This window comes from Saccharomonospora sp. NPDC046836, from assembly GCF_040645195.1.
Lineage (GTDB): Bacteria > Actinomycetota > Actinomycetes > Mycobacteriales > Pseudonocardiaceae > Prauserella_A.
In genome coordinates this window covers 240,585-258,981 of sequence record NZ_JBEYXW010000003.1, presented here as the reverse complement: position 1 = coordinate 258,981, position 18,397 = coordinate 240,585, and the positions used below count along the sequence as shown (strand labels likewise).

At 65.4% G+C, this 18,397-nt stretch carries 1 protein-coding gene (running past one end of the window); it reads left to right on the top strand.

Going from position 1 to position 18,397, the window contains the following annotated elements; genetic code table 11:
• Window positions 1-7 precede the first annotated feature (7 nt).
• Window positions 8-18,397, top strand: partial view of a hypothetical protein gene (locus ABZ863_RS06030; protein WP_358531570.1) — the start only. The gene runs 45,696 nt beyond the window's last position; 18,390 of the gene's 64,086 nt are visible here — the first part of the coding sequence; its start codon is at window positions 8-10; its stop codon lies beyond the right edge, outside the window.

The window sequence follows — 18,397 nt, the reverse complement described above, 5'->3', positions numbered from 1 at the left end:
GTGACCAGTGACTGATCCGTTCGACAGGGCTACCCTGGCGTTCGCCGATTCGATCAAGGATTTCTTCGGCAAAGTAGACGAGGCCCTCGACACAGTTGAATCGTGGATGAGGAACCTCGGGATAATTAATCTTACGCCAACTGGACTGGCACTCGAGTACCTCAACCTTCGTTTCAGCCCGTTGGTCGACCTGATCCTCGGGCCGCTGCCACACGCCGATTTTGCGAAGCTGAAGCAACTCGTCGAGCTGCTTCTCGAAGCGTCCACCGACAGGATCGCGCACACCGATGAGCTGGTGGAGGTCAATAGGCAGGAGCGGGAGGGTGGTGCCTGGGCCGGTAGTGGCGCGCCGATCGAACGGGACCGCGCTCTGCACGACATCGCTCGTGACACGAGCGATGTCTCGACGGGTTACCAAGATCTCAGCCAGAACAACGTCGCCGCGCTCACCGATTTCTTGCTGAGCCTGTACATGATGCAAGCCAACCTCGTCATGTTGATGTACGAGGTCGTGCGCGCCCTGATCAACGCGGTCTGGTCCTTCGGTGCCTCCTTGGGATTTCTGTCGGTCGTCCTCGAGCGGGTGATGGCGAAGAACGCGGCATTGCGGGCCGCTCTCCGTACCGCGCTGATGAATTCCGCGGACGTACCGATCACGATACGGAATATCGCGACACGCCTTGGTGCGATGAAGCCCAAGCCGCCTGTTCGGGTACCGGTCGGTTTGCCAAGCGCACCGTTGCGAAATCCAATTCTGCGGGCGAGAGCTGCTGTCGCCGGTTCGCACACCGGCGCACAAGCGGCGCGCAATATCCGCGCCCAGCTGATCAGGGGCGGTGCGGCGAGGGAGATTCTGCGAGAGGTGGGAACGGGGCGTTTCGAGCGTGCCGTGGCAGCTCGCGCGAGCGCCCTCTACGGCGGTACGACGGTCGGCGCACGCCACGTATTGCCGTCCTATTTGGACGATATTGCCTGGGCCGCGGCGAGGGATGCCGTTGCCAGCGCTCCGAGCGCCGGCAAGGTCGTCTGGAAGAGTGTCTACGGGATGGGCGTCAACAGCGCGTTGAAGTTCGCGGTGCTGACCGACCTTTACGCCCAGACGCGTACAGAAATATCCACCAACTTCAGGTACGATTTCGACCTCAAACGAACCGCGGTCACCTTCGTCGCGACGGTGGGCACCGCGGCGTGGCTGGGGTTCGCGCGGAACGGCCGGTTCGTCGACTATGCGGCGCTCGGCGTCATTGGTGGCCCGTCGGGACTGGTCGTGTCGACCGCCGCGACCAATCTCTTGTACAGCAACGCGCCGGCCAGCACGGGGGAGAGCGCGAAGGCAGCCGGCGAAGGGCAGGAACTGTCCTGGGACGGCGTGTGGGCGTCCACGGTGGAAAACCTTGTCAGCGGCGCTCTGTGGGAATGGGCGATTGGCCGGCACGACTGGAGCACCGCGGCCGACAACATTCGCCAATCCGCGTACCTTCATAATTCTTCCCAGGCTGGTACCCCACAAATACGCAACATCATCGGGTTCGCCCCAGGAACGGCGGGCGCCGGCTCGTTCACGGCCGCGTCGATGTCGGCAGCAGCCGCTGCCAATGGTGGTGCCGCGTCGGCGGCTGCGCAGAACTCCGCCGCCGGCGGTGCAGCGACGACTGCACAGAACGCCGCCAGCGCCGTGCCAGCGACCGTCACCGGTCAGGGCACCAGTACCCACGCGGCGTCCACGACGACGGCCAGTACCTCGCCGCAGAGAACGCAGCAGGACCAAACCAACGCGAACTCCGCCACGGCGGAGAAGCAGGAAACCGAACATGGTGTCGGCGCGGCTGCCGCTGTCCCGGCTACCGGGCAGACCGCGGTACCCAGCCAGCCGGCGGTGGATCGCGCGGCGACCGCGGAGCCAGGGGAGGCGCCCGCCCAGCAGAGCGCGCTGCGCGCGGTCGTTGGCGACGAGGGTGGTTCGGAGGTCGTCGCGGTCCCGGAAAGTTCAGCCACCCCGCAACCGGCCATAATGGACGCCGCGCCGAGCTCGGATTCGGACGATAGTGCCACGGCCGAAACCCAGCCGCCCCCGACAGACCAGGCCGAGTCCACGTGGAAGGGGGAGAGCGTCGGGGCACAGACCGGTGGTGCGCTCCCCTCGTACGGTGTAAAGTGGACGAGTTCGCCAGGGCTCGTGGCTGACGCGTTGGCGCATGCGATGGCCTCGCACGGTATTACGCCGGGCCAGATCGACCAGGAAACGCAGACCTTCCAGTTGACGCTGCCGAACGGAGCCACGGTCCCGGCACAGGCGGTGGTGGACGCGGGCCTGCCGAACGGTGCGATGGTCGTCAAGTCGCCGGAGTTCGAACTCACCCCTGAGGGATGGCGGCCGAAGGACGGCTCGGTCCTGGTCGTCAGCGTCTCCGCCGGTGTTCTCGTATCCGTAACTGACGAGCACAAGGCGACAGCTCTGGTGGTGAGTCAGGTCGCGGAGCAGGTCAATGCCGCGTGGTCGCAGATGCTCGATATCGCGTCGGCGACCATACCGACGAATGCATCCGGCCGCGCCACGGCGCCGAGCTCGTCAACCAAGTCTTACAACGTGTGGACACCTCCGCCGCGTCGAATCAGTACTCAGGTGCCGGCGCCGTCCACATCGGGCAGCGCGGGTGTCACGGAAACCGAGCGAGCCATTCGACAGGAGCTCGATCGGCTACGCGCGGCAGGCCGCCTCAGCGGTCAGTCCCGTGGCCCCATGTTGGCCCGTATGCCGGATGGCACCGCGGTCGCCTTCGAACTCCGGTTCAGCCCCAGGGTGCCGGCGGGGGAGGCCGTCGTCGAGCCGGCCGAGTGGTTCCAGCGTCCCACTGGGCAGCTCACGCAACGCGGCCCGCATATTGTGCATCTTCCGGCTGAAGGAATCACCGACGCGAGCGCGACTCAAGTCCTCGAGTCGATCTACGAGGCGCTGCAGGCGACGGTTCCGGACGACAGCACACCGCCGAGCCACAACCTCGCTGACCTCACTCAGGCGTCCGAGCACCCACCGGTCAGGGGCAGCTTGCCGGAGCAGCCGCAGGAAGTTCACGACGCGGCCGATCAGCTGCTGGCTCTGTTTGCCCAAAATGGACAGATTCAGCAGCTCGCCCATGACTTGGCGCGGCTGCACAGCTACACCCTGACCGTGGACGTCCGCACCGTGGTCGACCAGCGCATGGGCGAGCGTGATTTCAAGGCCGAGCCACCCCAGTTCGGGCCTGACGGCAAGCAGATCTCACCAGCCACCTTCACCGTTGGCCCCGACGCCACGGCGTTAACCTTCCTCGCGGCGATGTGGAGCCTCGACCGCATGCTCCGTGGTCTCGGCGATCTGGCTGACGGACTCGTCGCTGCCGCACACGATGTCCGGATCCGTCCGGTGGCTGACGCAATCGCCGAGGCCGTCAGTGGCGCGAAGACCTTCCTGGGCGAGGGTGACCCGAGCACCGACCCGGTCTCCGTGCGCCTGCCCAGCGCAATGACCTACACGGGTGACGTCCTGAAACTGCACGCTGCCCTGAAAGAGCGCGGGTACGTACTGTTGCGGGTGGACAACGGCTGGGCAGGCAATGATCCGAATCCCGGTGTGGTCACCACGTGGTATGACCCCGCAACCGGCAGGACGGTGGTGCTGCGCCTGGAAACCCCGCAGGCGCATCAGGCCCACCGGCACGCTGCCGAGCTCAACGCGGACGATCCTGCCGCGGCGGACCTCAGGAAGGAGATCCTGACCAGCGCGATTCCGCCGTACGGCTTGAGCCAGATGCTGGCCAAGCTCGCTGCGGACTTGCCGGACGCCGCGGACAGCGCGGACACCGCGGACACCGCGGACGCCGAGACTACATTGGGGTTGCCCGAAGGGGGACCAGATCCCGACGGGCTGGGTGACGGCCTTCCCGGCCCGAAGCGCCCCGAGTTGCCGCCGACAGCAACTCCCGCGGCACGCGCGAGAATGCCGCAAGGCCCGCTGGCGGGGGTCGTGCTGGCGCGGCTGCTCTCCGATCTGGTAGCCGCGCAGCCAGGCGCAATGGTCGCTCCCCGCCAAGGCGCAAGGTTCGATATCGAGTCGATCGCGAAAGTACTGGCCGAGTCGCGGGCCCACAGCCGCGAAGCGGCCAAGAAGCCTCACGCAGCCAATCCGCAAGACGACTGGCATGAGGAGGAAGACGAGGATGAGGAGGGCCAGCAGAGCCAGCCGCTGAAAGCGGGTGGGCATTCCTCGGGCACTGGGCGGCCGGAGTCACCGAGTCAGCGCGACGTTTTCATGGGCGACGGGCTCGGCGCCGGGGGAAGTGGGACAAGCGGTGGGGCCGCCGGTGGCGGAGGCTGGGATGGCGGCCGTGGCAGCCACGGCGACAACGGTGACAGTAGTAGCGGCGAACCGAGCCAGCCGGGTCATCACACGAGGTTCAGGCAACTTACCGAGCTGATCGATTCGATATGGGAGGCGCAGGGCGGTCAGGGCCGCCGTCCGGAAAATCTGCTCGACGCACGCAGGAAAGCCCACCAGATCGCGAACAACATCGCGGACCTTGCCGAGCAAAGGCAGTCGCTTCCGCACAGTCCGGATGCGCAGGGTTCGCTGGATGACACGGCCGAGCAGCTCAGGGCCTTGTACGACAGAATCTCCCAGCTGACGGACTCCTTGCGGTTGCTGGGAAACAGTCTCGACAAGGGCCATCAGGAGCCCGATTTCGCGTTGCAGTTGGTCCTGGACGTCGCGGGATTCAATCTCGAAGACTTGCAGCAGCTCTTCGGAGCAGATGTTCTGGGCCTCGACGGCAGCGCACCAGAGTTCGACGAAGCCGGTTATCTGCAGGCGATGACCGCGATGGCCGCGGTCCACGCGATCCGGGGGCGCGCCGGTTCGTTCCGTGAAGGACTGTTGCAGCTGACGACAGCTTTCACGTTGCGGTTCCGACCTGGGAATGATCTGAGCATGGTCGCGGTGGCCAACCTGGTGTGGCAGATTGCGGCCACGCAGGCATGGCGGGCAACACCGATGACCGGCACAGACGTGTGGGGCCCGGGCGCGGATGACACCGGCCGCCTGTTTGCCCTGGACGTGGTGCGTGCCAGGCTCACGGAGATCGACCAGCTGACCTACCTCGCGAGTGAAAGGTTCCTTGATGACAAGCTAACCCTGACTCCAGCGGAGCAGGAGCTCAAGGAAGCCATTGAGACGCTGCGGAACAAGTTGCTTGCCATGCGCATGCATGTCGATCTCGTACACGAGGGCTTTGGCACTGTCCGGGAGTTCGCGGACTGGCTCGGGCAGCTAGATGACGCGGTGTGGGCTTTGGACGACGCGTACTTCCGCTACGGGGCACGCGTCGCCACATTGATTCCAACGTCGCAGCTGGATGACTTCTATCAGCTGTTCCATTTCGTCCGGCTGGCTCCCGGCAGCCCGGAATTCCTCGCTAATGCGCGGTTCCCGCTGCGGGTCACCTCGGAGGAAGGCTCGCCGGTCACGGTCGACACTTCCGCACGGGCCTTGGCCAGGCTTGCGGTCGAACGGTGGCTCAATGCCAATGCCGACGCCATTCCCACGCTCGCGGGATGGCCGGAGTCGCCAGACGTCGTGGCCAAGCTGGACGAGCTGTTCGCCGATCCGGCTGTCCCCATGCCAGCCGGTGCGGTCGAGGGGGCCACCGAGATCACCGGGCTCGAGCTGGCGGCTTGGTACTTGGCTGCGCTGTTAGGGGACGACCTCGTGCCCGGCTCTGTTGCGACGCTGGCCGAGCAACTGATCATCGATCATCGCGCCCGGAAGGAAGCAGCGGCGGCATCGACGACGCCGCCTAATGCCGACGGTGGCGGTGCCCCGGCGCCTCGTCGGCGGCGACCAACGATCGAAGACCGATTCGAGGGCGTCGCCGCAGAGATTGGCCAGGCTATCGCGGCGTTGGCCGACCAGGGGCTCGATCCGTCGAGTCCGCTGATGACGGGACTGGACCGGCTCCGCGTTGTTCTAGAGGGAATCGAGCGCGAAGTAGCTGAGCTGACCGAAGCACACGGATCGCCGTCGGATACGACGGGCGAGCAGGGCCGTCGGTTACTTCGGTTGGGCGAGCTGCTGAATGAGGTCGCCGCCCAGGTCGCACAATTCCAGGACAATTTCAAGGCCGCCAGCGACGAAAAGCCCGAACTAGCATATGCCTTCGCCCGCGTAAATATCGATCCGTCCGCATGGACTAGCGCGCTGAACGCCAGAACTTTTGTCCGCTCCGATATGGCGTTCGACCAGTACGGCCGGCCGCAACCCTTGACTGCTGCGTTCCTTATCGACCTGGTCCACCAGGTGAGTGCTGACGTAGACATTGCGGCGTTTGCTGCGTACGTGTACACCGTCCCACTGGGTGCCGTTTTCAGCTCGGACGCGGAGCCGGTCTGGAATCTGGGCGAAATCGTCCGGGTGGTGCACAACAGCCCTATCGTTGACCCGGAATCGGTGAGCCAGAAGCGGATCAGGGTGGCGGAGGGGGCCGCGATCCTCCGCGGTGCCTTCTCGATCTATACAGCGGATGCCGACAACATAGTCCGTGCTGCACGACCCGACGCGATTAACTACACCGAGCTGGTTCTCACCAGCGACGGCGTCGTCTTCAAGCAGGCTCTGGACGACAAGGTCGCGTTGATGGTGGCCCTCGTGCATCAGTTCGGTGGCGTCTTCTCGTCGCAGACCGATCAATTGCTGATGAACGTCGACTCCCCATACGCGCTCCGGTCAGTGGCGCGGTGGCAATTCGAACGAGGTCCGCTCCCCCTGACCGCGGTGACGGAGCATCGGACGATGCTCGGCATGGACTTTTGGGGATTGCCAGTCGAGGTCGAGGGGGTGCCGAATTCAGTCGGCACCAACATCGAGCGGTTACTGAATATGAGCGAGGTCCCTGGAGGGCTGCTACTCATAGACATTGCGACCAAGGAGGCTGCGCGACTGCGCCCGGATCTAGCTGGAGCGGTTCGAGATGTGCAGCGACGTCTGATCAAGGTCGGGACAGAGGTCGAAAATGTTTATAATGGCGTCGACGATGTCGTTCTGGACGGACTGAGCCAGTACGCCAAGCAGATCAAGAATCTGCATAGCGAAGTGTCGGAACTAGACAAGAGTTACCACCAGTATGGTGTCCTTCTCGTAGCTGACAACAAGTTCAATGACGAGCTGCTGTCCAGATTCTTCCACGAGGCCGACTTCTCGTTTCTGGCACCGTTGAGTCCCGAGTTTCTAGCCAACGCCCAGTTCCAGCTGGCACGCGCGGGTGGCGACGTCGAGGTCAGTGATTCCGCGCGTGCCCTGATGCAGGCAGTGATCGAGACCTGGTTGGACCTCGATCCCAGGTTGGCCCAACTGCGCGTCACGGTTGAGCACGCCGAGAAATTCCAGGATGTGTTCAACGATTCGGAAGCGCCGATCCCGCCGACCGAAGACGGGGAGATTGACGGGCTCAGCCTCGCGGCGCGTTATCTGCCGGTGGCATTGCGGGCCCTTGGTACCGAGCTGAGCGCTGTCTCGAACCTCGAGGAAATCCTCACCGAGCTGCACGCACAAACCGGCTCGGCCGAACTCGCTGACGAGTTGGTCGCCGCGGCCCGGTTCATCGCGGCATTGCGAGCACTGCTCACTGGCCTGTCGGATCCCGACGTCGCCGTCCCCGCCGCGCTGACCGCCGTGGGTGGCAGCACTTTGTCAGCGGAACACCAGCGACTGGTCGGCGCGTCAGCGAAGACGCTCGCCGAGCGGATCATTGCCGAGCATGCACCGCGACCGCTCGACGATGATGGTTCGGCGAGCGCGCGGAGCGACACGGATCTCGATGCGATCAGCAGTGCTGGCGCCGGCTTGCCCCTGCTGGTGGTGGATGAAGCGGTCGCGGCGGTCGCCCAGCGGGCGGTCACGTCCGGACAGGAAGCGGCGACCGTGCTACAGCGTTTTCGGGAAACAAAGGCTGAGCTCGACGGTCTGGGGCGTGAGTCCGAGGCCGTGAGCCGGCAACGTAAGGATTTGTTGAGTGGCAATGCGGGTGCGGAGGAGGTTGCTGCGCTCGACCAACGCAAGAAGGAGGTTGGCGAACGGTACGCTGCCGCATTTTTGGCGCAGACCGAGGCCAGCGGCGACGCACGACTGGCGGACAGGGAATTCGCTGGCCTGTGTCACGAATTAGGGCGGTTGCTGGAGGATGCGGCCGTAGCCGCGGCTGGAGAGGAGTTCGGGCCGGTTCGGGAGCGGGTCCACGCGGCGCGGGCGCGTGTTGACCGGTTCCGGCGGAAACTCGAGAGCAAACATCCGGATGACGTGGCCGAGAGGCCGGACGCCGAACGCGAACTGGCTGACGCCGAGCCGCAACTGCGTGCGGCGGAAGCCGAGTACCAGCAGGTGCCGCCAGCTGTCCGGCAGGTGAATGACCTCGCCTATATCCTGCGCGACTCCGCCGAGCTGATGCGTAACGCTGGTGAGTTCGCTGAACTCGTAACCAGGATGCCGGCTGGGCATGTCCATTCCGAGGCCGGGCGCCGCGCCCTGGAAGCTGCTGCGGTTGTGGAGGCCGCAGTGGTTGTTTCCGCCGACGACGCCGTGGATGTGGTGTCGACCGTCACCGAAGGCTCTGCGTCGGGATTACCTGGTACGGCTGACGCGGCTGGGGATGTTGCCCTGTGGTCGATGCCGGGTGGGGTCGCTGTCGGGGTTGGTCGGGACGAGTTGGCGGGTGTGCGTCAGCTGTTCGTGGATCGCACTTTTGGTCAGGGCGATGAGGATTTTGTGGTCGTTGTCGGTGCTGCCGTGGTGGGGGTGGTGCCGGGGGAGGCTGGGGTTCAGGTTGCGGGGGCCATTGCGAATGATGTGCGGTGGGTGGGTGGGCCGATTCGGGTGGTGTCGCTGGAGGGCGGCCGTTGGGGCGTGGATGAGGTCGCTGCCTTCCGGGATGCGGTAGCTGCGGAGTTTCCCGAGGTTGAGGTGACAGTCGGCGCACCGTCAGCTGGGCAGGTTGATTCTGAAGCGGGGGAAGCTGCTGCGGTTGTGGAGGCCGCAGTGGTTGTTTCCGCCGACGACACCGCGAATATGGTGCCCACCGTCACCGAAGGCTCTGCGTCGGGATCAGCTAGTGCGGAGCCGGCTGCGGATCAGTCGGCGTGGAACGGCATGCCGGCCAAGCTGGTGGAAGCCCGTGCCGCTCTGGTGGACGCGGCTGCCGCCTGGGAGAGCGCGAGGGCGGCACACGCGCAGACGGAACAGAACCTTGACGATGCGCAGACCCGATTGCGCTGGCGCGAAACCGATAGGCGGTGGCCTTCTGCTGGTGGGGCCCACTACCTCGGTAGGGGCTGGGGCGGCGATAGCCCCACGACTTCGGCCGGGAACGCGGCTGAGGATCGCGCGGAAGCGGCGAGGGAAGCGAAGCTGCGGGACGCTCGTGCTCGGGTACCTCAGGCGGTCGCCGCGGTGGAAGCGGCCCAGTCGGCGGAGTCGGCTGCATTGACAGAGCTGCGTGCTGCCGCGGAACGGCTGAGCGATCTGTTGCAACAGACCCAGCCATCCGGCGCGGTACTAAAGGTCACCAACGCGCTGCACGACGTCCGGGACGCCGTACGTAACATGTCGGGGCTTCTGGAAGCGGCGCCCCATGGCTATTACGCTATGCAGCTATTGCAGGCCGCGGATGTGGTCGTGGCGGCGCGCAAGCCAAGCCCGCCACCAACCCGGCGGCTGCCCGAACCGCCCAGCAACGACGAGTTCGGCCGCGATCCGTTCGGGGTTCCACCTTCGGCCCGGCAGAACCGAAAACCAGGAACACCAGACCCATTCAGCTATCACACCGAGCCCGGTGGCGATGGCCGGGAGTGGGGATTCGACGCGGATGTGCCGCGTAAGTCGTCGGAGCCGCCGGAAGCCGATCACGTGGCCCGCCCTGCAGACGGTGGGGCAGGCACCGGAGGCGACGGCGGTCGAGGAGGAGGTGGCGACAGCGCGGATGACGGTAGCTCGACGCCGCCTACGCGGGTCTCGGCCGATGTGCAGTTCGCCAACATTCTCCGATCCATTCAGGATCTTGTGGCGCAGTGGCCGGAAAGCGGAGCTGACAACCAGTACTTCGTCGAGCTGAGCGGTCTGAACGAAACAGCGGAAGAAGTTGCTGATCTCTGGCGACTTATTTCGCAGAGGCGGCACACTTCGCCCATGGATGGTCCTGACGTATGGGCCCGTCCGTCCGGCGGTGGCCGTCAACTGCTCGAGCTCAGGGAGAAGCTGGACGACTTCTGGCGGCAGGTTGGAGAGTTCTGGGCACGGCTCGATGCCGCAACCGATGGCGACGCGGCTGAGTTGCAGGCATGGTTGCAGCTGGGCATGGGCGTGACCAATGCCAACTGGGTGAACCCACTCGCCATAGAGGTGCTGGCCGATTCCGAGTTCGGTTTCGATCGCACTGCGTGGATGGATCCGCTGGTCCGAGAGTTACTGGCCGATTACGCAACGGGGCACGATCGCGGCGACGGCCCCGATCGCGCGTACCTGATGCCGATGAGCATGCTCGGGCTGCTGGCGCTCGCCGAGGCCAGGTTCGACCTGCCCGCGACGGATTTGGCTGAGCTGATCTACAACACCCGGTTCTGGCTGGCCGGGTATCAACTTGACGACACTCCGGCTCCTCCAAGGCTGGAAGGATCGTTGCACCGGGGCCTGCCCCTCGTTCTGACTGCTACCACGCAGGTGTTCAGTGCCGGCGATGTGTTCATCCGGTTCGCCGGCGAGCTGGCTCTGAGCCTGCAGGCCGAGATCGTCAGGCGAGAGGCCGAGGCCACTGAAGCGTCCTTCGCCGAGGTCGAACGGCACACCGACAAGACGGCGGCGACGCGGGCAATGCTGACCGAACGGGCGATCGCCAAGGACCTTCGTCGCCGCGGCTTCGCCATCACGCTGCCGTCCCATCGATGGTTGCTAACCGCTTCGGAGGCTGAGGTTCAGCGCGAGGCCGTATCTCAGTTGTTCTCTGGGCAAGGGCTGTGGCTTACCGACGTCGAGACCGTCGCCAGGCAAGGCGCCCCGGAGTGGGGCAGGAAGTTCGACGACCGAGGCCGTCTGTTCGATCCCGATGTCATGAATGCTGGGTTTACGCGGCTCGGGGAAGCGGTCGAGCGGATCAGAAGTATCTTCGACAACTCCGAGCATGATCAGGACGGCGTCGCTGAGTTCCTTATGTGGTCGCTCGACCGTCTGCTAGACGATCTTCGAGAGACGGCCCAACGAATCCACCAGGGGGGTAGCACCGTCACCGAACTGGCGGCGGCTCTCAGCGGGTTCGGGTGGAACGTAGCCCACCTGGCGGACAGATACTCTGCAATCGAGGGCTTCGTCGCTAGCTCTGTTGATTCCTCGTCGCCGGCGTTCGACTCCCTGTTCCCTGCGATGACGTTCGAACATCTCGATCCGACCAGCCTCGTCTATCAGGTTGGTACCCGGGTGCCCGTCACGGTGCGCACCGAGGACGATGGTCGGCAGGTTCTCCAGACCAGTGACGAGGCACGCGCCCTGGCGCTGGCAGCGATCATCAAGCTGCTGCGCAATCACGAACAATGGGCGACCAGAGCCGTACCGAATATGGACGGCCGCAATCCTGAGTTATTCGACAAGTTTGTTCGTGACGTCGCGCAACGACTCGCTGTGGTTTTCGACAACCCGGAGATACCACGTCCGCACGGTGTCGCCGTTCACCTCACTGGGTACACACGGAATCCAGCTGAGGTGGCTGATCGGCTGCTGGCTGAGGGACACCAGCGAATGTTCGACCGATCCGACATCAGCATGCTGGAGCTGACGGCGACTTATCTGCCAGTCGCCCTGCGCGCTCTGGGCCTTGATTTCGCGGCGGATTCGCAGTGGACAGCCATTGTCACCGAGTTGCGGCACTTGCTGCCGACCGTCGCCGACGTTCCATACCATGAGGCCGCGATCGCTGCGGCGCTGCGGGAACTGGTGCGGTTGCTGCCAGCGAACTATTCCGAGCTTCCCGAAGCCTGGGGGGCGTCGAAGCGGAGCCTGTCCCCGCGGCATCGCGCTATTGCCAGTTCGTCGCCGGACGCCATCGCAGCCGGGCTACTTGCCGAGCACCGGGCGAACACGGAGCGCGCCACGGCGGGTGCCGATAGTGACGCTGCCATCCCCTCGGCAACCAATACGGTTGACGGCAATGTTGCGCAGCTCGGCGGCAGCAGCACTGATCGGCACGCCACTGTAGAGCAGCGGTTCCAGGCCGTCGTGGACGAGGTGGCCAGACTCATAACGGAGCAGGTTCCAAACGAGCCGCTGGCGCAGTTGGAAGCTCTGCACACTCGGGGCCAGGAGATTCTGGTCGAGATCGCCGAGATCGAAGCTGAACGTCGACGAGCTACCGTCGACTCGGCCGAGTGGTCGAATCCGGACCTGGTTGCCGAACGACTTGGGGCGCAGACCGAGCGTCTTCGGCGTCTCCGTGCTGGAGTGGATGAGTTCTGGCAACTAGCTGAACAGTTGCAGGAGCGGATGCCAGGCGTTGCCTGGGATGGTGGACTCTCCACTCACGTGCCAGCGCGGTCCGATATGGAGTTCGACGAGACCGGCCGCTTGCGTCCGCTGACAATGCTGGCCATGGTCGATGTCATCACGAATCTTCGGCCGGACGGGGTGGACCAAGAACTACTGTTGGCCTACGCCGCCATGGTTCCGGTCGGTGCTGTTGTCGACCCGACCCTGACCCTCGTCGACAACCTGGGTCGGCTGGTGTCGGCCATGCATGGCGCGGCCTTCCCTGCGAGGAATGTGACGCGGTTCGACCTGCCTGCTGTCGGCGATCAGCGAAGTGTCGTTCATGGGGCCACGATCTTGTTCGGTGGCTTCACATTGTGGACGGTCAACGCCGATGCGATGGTGAACGAACTCGGCGGGGTGGCCACTTTCACTGAGCTTCAGTCACGGCGCGACAGGGCTATGCTCGCTCCGGCGATGCGCGAAGTCGGCGCGCTCAGGAAACGGTTTGTGGACCGATTCGGCGAGATAGTCCAGTTCGCCGACCAAGATCTATTCGAGGGGGATCAGCGATACCTTGATGCGCAGCTGGCGAAGTGGCAGCTAGGTAACGGGCCGTTGCCGCTGGCCGCCGGCGTCGAACACCGGGCCTCGCTGGGGCAGGACATGTTCCAGCTGGTCTTCCACGCTGCCGGGTTTCTCTTCACCCAGGACATGCGCTCCGGCCTACTGGAGGTCACCCAGACCGTCGATGAGGCTGCACGCCGACTGATCTCCCAGGACGGCCCGCCACCATCCTGGCCTTCCTGGCGGCCCGGTCGGCCGCCTTCAGCGGAAGAAGTTCTGTACTACCGCATCCAAGGTGTGCGCGGCCGAATCAGCAAGATCATCCGACTGATTGACCAATTTCACCGACCAGACGAGCATGACCAGTCGTCGGAACACATCAGACAGCTCCACGACGCCGTGGCCGAACTGGACCAGGAATATCGCCAGTACGGCCTTGCTCTTGTCGAGCTATCCGGAACCTCTGAACACCTTGGTGAGTTTCACCAGAGCTACGACTTCTTCCGCATCGATCCGACAGGAATCGACTTCCTTGGCCGCGCGGTAACCAATCCGGCCTCCGTCGAATACGACATAAGAAAGCTGTCGAGGGCTGTGGTTGAGACGTGGCTGCACTCGATCACAGTTTCCGAGATCGTGGATGAAGTACAACTCTTCGTTTCTTTTGATCGGTTCACGGATGAATTCTCCGAAACCGAAGCGCCGATCCCGGCGGCGATAACGCCGGGAGAGCGCATCGACGCCCTGGATCTGTCGGCATGGTATGCGCTCGTGTCCGTTGACGCCGCGAACTTCGATTTTCGGAAAGTGTCTGATGTGGACGCGATCTTTGCGGCGCTCGACGAGCTCGTGGACTCACCCGCTGAGATCGACGAGACACTGCGCCACCAGGTCGAGTTCGCCGCCGCGAAAAGGGAACTGTTGCGGGCGCTGGCAAGCCAAGCTGTCGGAGCCAACGGGGCCGTGCCGGCGAGCGTGTTGTCACCCGAACACCGGGCGCTCGCCTACGGCTCGCCAGGTGCTGTCGCCGAGCGGCTGCTCGCCGAGCACCGGGCCACCAGAGAGCCCGAGGTCGAGCAAGCAGCTGAGCAGACACCGGAGATAACGCAGGACAGCTCCGACGCCCCTGATCGGGAACTCGCAGTCGGCGCCGATTTGATCGGCCAGTTGGTACGACCCGGCTCGCTTGCTGCCCGAATCCTGGAAGCGGTCAGTGCCGAGCGCGCGGCGACCACCGACGACAGATCGGACGAGGCCGTAGTTCGGGCCGTCTCACTCGACGAAATCGAGACCCTGGCGAAGCGACTCTCCGTGGAGGAGGCCACCGCGTGGACACTGGCCGCGAACAATGCGGACAGTGCGCGGCTGCAGGAGGCGCATGATCGTGCAGTGGGTACGGTGCGCAGTCTGGCTCGGTCCATCGCCCTTTACACCAACGAGGTTGATCCGAGCCAACGCGATGTGGCCGGCCAGCAGGCGTGGTCACAACTGCGGCAGGCCCACCCCCTGCATCCGGTGAACCTCGCCAGGAACCTGACCGCGGATTCGCTGGAGACCTTCGCGCTGTCCGATCTCGCGACACTGACGGTCTTCTTCGAGTTCCTCGACAAGCAGCGACCGCCGGAGGTCACGGGCTATACCCCGGCCGCTTGGGTCAGCCAGGTCAGCGCCCTTTACGGCCGTAGTCGCCTGTTCCCGAACACCATCCCGATGAGCGCCGACGCCCTGGACCCCTTGGTAGAGGCACATGCGTACGAGCCGGACGCGTTTGACTTCCTGCTGCTGGACAGGAGGAACCAGGCGTACCTGAGCGGCGTGTCCAGGACGCTGGTGCTCGGCAATGTCACGCTGTTCGATGCGGCGACAATCTACGGTCCGGCGACTCTCGCGCTGATGTCCCTTGACGGTCCGACGACTGTGGATCCGCAGTTGCGGCTGTATGAGTCGTTGCGGGACCATGCGGTGACCGCCAACGGGGACCCGGACCAGTTCGCCTGGCTGGGTGGTCAGCTGGTGCGTGAGCGCGCCAAGTACGCGGCGCAGGTCCAGATGGAAGCTCAGCATCGGGCGAGTGAACTGTGGGGCTACATGTTCCCCGAACTGACCGATGCCGAGCTCGACTCGCTGTTCCCCGGTGTGCGGCTCGTGCCGAGGGACGCGGGCGAAGGCGTGCTGATACAGGCGTGGGAGGTGCTGGAATCCGGTGCCGATATCGGACTCTCCAAGCAGGCTGTGCGGCATTTCGTCGACGGGGATCCGTTGTCAGGGGAATTCGGGGAGCTCCTCGCACCACGGCCAGCGCTCGATGGCGAACCAGACGTTTCCAACGGTGCCGATCCCGGAGGCGCCGACAGCAGCAGTGCCCTCACCGTAGCGGTTCCCCAAGGGGTGCAGTGGAGTCCGGCACAGGCTGCAGCCAACGATGCACTGGCCCAGGAAATGTTGGAGATCTTCGAGGAGATTTCCCTTCCCGAGGAAGGAGAACCGGCCGCCGAGGCCGAGGTTCGCGACGTGATGTCCGACTTCCGCCGGGCGTTGGAGGCTATCGATGGCGGCCCGAACGCGGTTCCGGAGCGGGCGCGCGAGGACGGTTCACGGTCCGAACCAGTCCCCGGGGCGCCGGATGACGTCGACCAGCCAACCGACGCCGACGGCGGCGGGGCCGGCGGCGACGGCGCTACGGTGGCACCGGGCGGGGATTTCGTCCCGGAGCCGGTCGAGACCAGGTTGCATACCGTTGCCCAGCAGATACACCAGATGCTGCGCATCAGCGTCGCGTATGCGCTCGTTGAGTCCCCGGCGGACCTGTTGGCACATATCTCGGCCCTGGACCGGCTCAACGACGCGGCGCGAGAGTTGCTGCAGAACTTGCCGGAAGGCCTGGAAGGCCCGATCCCCGCGCGCGGGCTCGAGCTTGCCCAGCTGACCGAGTTGTACCAGGAGGCCAGCGAGTTCAATGAGCATGCGGCCCGGTTCAGCGCCGGGCTCGCCGGCGATGCCGGCGGCCAGACGCTGCTCGCCGACTTCGAGGCGGCTGGAATCGACGTGGCCACCTGGAGTTTCCTCAGCCCGCACCAGGTGCGTTCCGTCGAGGTGACTCTGGTCGACGGCGAAGCGCTGTCCGTCCTGAGCGTGATCGCGCTGACCGCCGGCTTCGCCGCCATCGCACCCAACGGCGCGGACACGACCCAGCCGCTGGCGTTCTTCGCGACCCTCCGCTCGACGTTCCTCCCTTCGGCGGCCGATGTCGACATCCGGCAGCTGGCGGGATCGGTCACTGGGGCTCTCGTCCGGGAGACCAATCAGGCGATGCCGTTGGTCGGTTCGTTGCTGGTGCCGGATGTGCTGGTGCGGGCCCTGGGTGAGGTCATGGTCGCCGTGCTTCCACTTGACCAGGTCGACGCCGAGGCGGCCCGCGATGCCGAGTCCTTTGTCGACTTCCTGCTCCGGCGCGCGCACCTCATCCGCGAACGTGTGTTCGAGGAACGGCTGCGGGTCATGGACGTGTTCGCCCGGCAGGTCGGCTTGGATCGTGAGGACGTGTTCACCTCGCCGGTGAACCGGGAGCTGCTCGAACTGGAGAGCGGCATGGGGGCCGGGGAACACGACGCCCGGCAGTCGGCGCTGGACCCCATGGCCTGGCTGGAGCTGGATGTCCGGCGCCGGTTCGACTGGCTCGCGCGCGCGCGCGGGCTGAACGCCGACACCGCCGGGTTCCGGCCGGATGGCTCGTTGGTCCAGGCATATCGAGACGCAGCACGCGCTGCGATCGACCAGGCCCAGGCCGAGCTGGAGGACACGTCCACCGACGACTGGGTGGGGGCCGACCTGAACGCGGAGCTGGACGCGCTGGTCGAGGCTGTCGAACTGGCTGGCCGGGACGAGCTGCCGATGCGCGAGCTGGCCGTCGCCCTCCACGCACTGCATGACAGGCTCGCCGAATTCGCACGGGCGCATCTTCGCTACCTCAACGAGGTCATCGAGCAGGCCGACGACTACTCGCGGATCGCCGACCTTGTCTGGCTGTCGGATGTCTTCGCTTGGGATCCCTGGGGTTATGACGCGGTGACCGTGCCCGCGTGGGACGGCTCAGCCCGTTACGTCGGCGACCGGCCCACGGTCGAGCTCGGTGACCGGGCGCGGGCCCACGCACTCGCCGTCATCGCCGGGCTGCTGCTCGACCGTGCCGCCGAACCGCCCGCGCTCATTCCGCAACTGGACGCCATCTTCGAGAACTCAGCGCTGGCTCGACTTCCCGGGCTGGACGAGTTCGTCAACCGGCTCGGCCTGACCGGTGAGGATGCCCGCGTCGTGGCCGACCAGGCCTGGCAGGAGCTGGTGGCCAATCTGCAGGTGCTCGACGTCGCGGCGCTCCTCCTGCCGCATGTGCTGGCCCAGCAGGGACTTCCGCTACGGGCGGACGGCGCGACCTTCGCGGAGCTGGCAGCCGACCTTGCCGAGGGCATCATCGTCCAGTTGGAGGCGATCGCCGAGCAGGGAGAGCTGGTTGATCTGGTCGGCGCGACCCGTAACTACCTGACTGGCGCACTAACGCTGGGCCGAGCCGAACTTCTGGCCTTCCTGTCCGTCGCCGATTCCGATATCCGTGCATTGATTGGGGTCGGCACCACCGAGTTCGCGGCGGCCGCTGAGGGAGGCGCCGATGACGACGGCTTCGGCACGTTCGTCGAAGCCGGCACCACGAGCCTTCCGGCGGAGCGAGTGCCGCGGCTGGAAGACCGCTTCGACAGCATCCGGGAGCACATCGGCCGCGCCGTCGGCTCCATCGGCGAGCTGCGGGGGTTGGCTGAGCTGAACATGGCCGCGCAGGAGCTTGCGCGCCGGTTCTGGGACCCGATCTCCCTCCGCCCCGTGCCCGCGCATGACATCGAGCGGGCGGACCTGCAACGGCTGTACCAGGATTTCGTCGAGTTCGGGCGCCAGTTGGACGGTGTGGTCGCCGAGCTCCGCCAGGACGCCGCTCCCGGTTCCGACGAGGTCGCGCTCGCGGACCTGCTCGCCGCGGAGTTCACCCCGGAGCGGTGGGAGCTGGACCTCGGAACCGTCGCCGGAGGTCCGTTGTCGGCATTGGCCACGATCGCCGTGGTGGCCACAGTGGACCTGGGTGAGCTGAGGATCGACCAGGAGCGCCTGCTCGACGAGGCACAGCTTGGCGTCTTCGAGCTGCGGGAGGTCACGGAAACGGCTACGGACGCCGAGCTGCTGCGTCAGGTCATCGACGTCGCGGATGCGCTGGTCGACGAGGACCTCGCCGACGAGTTGATCGTCATCCCGGTTACCGAG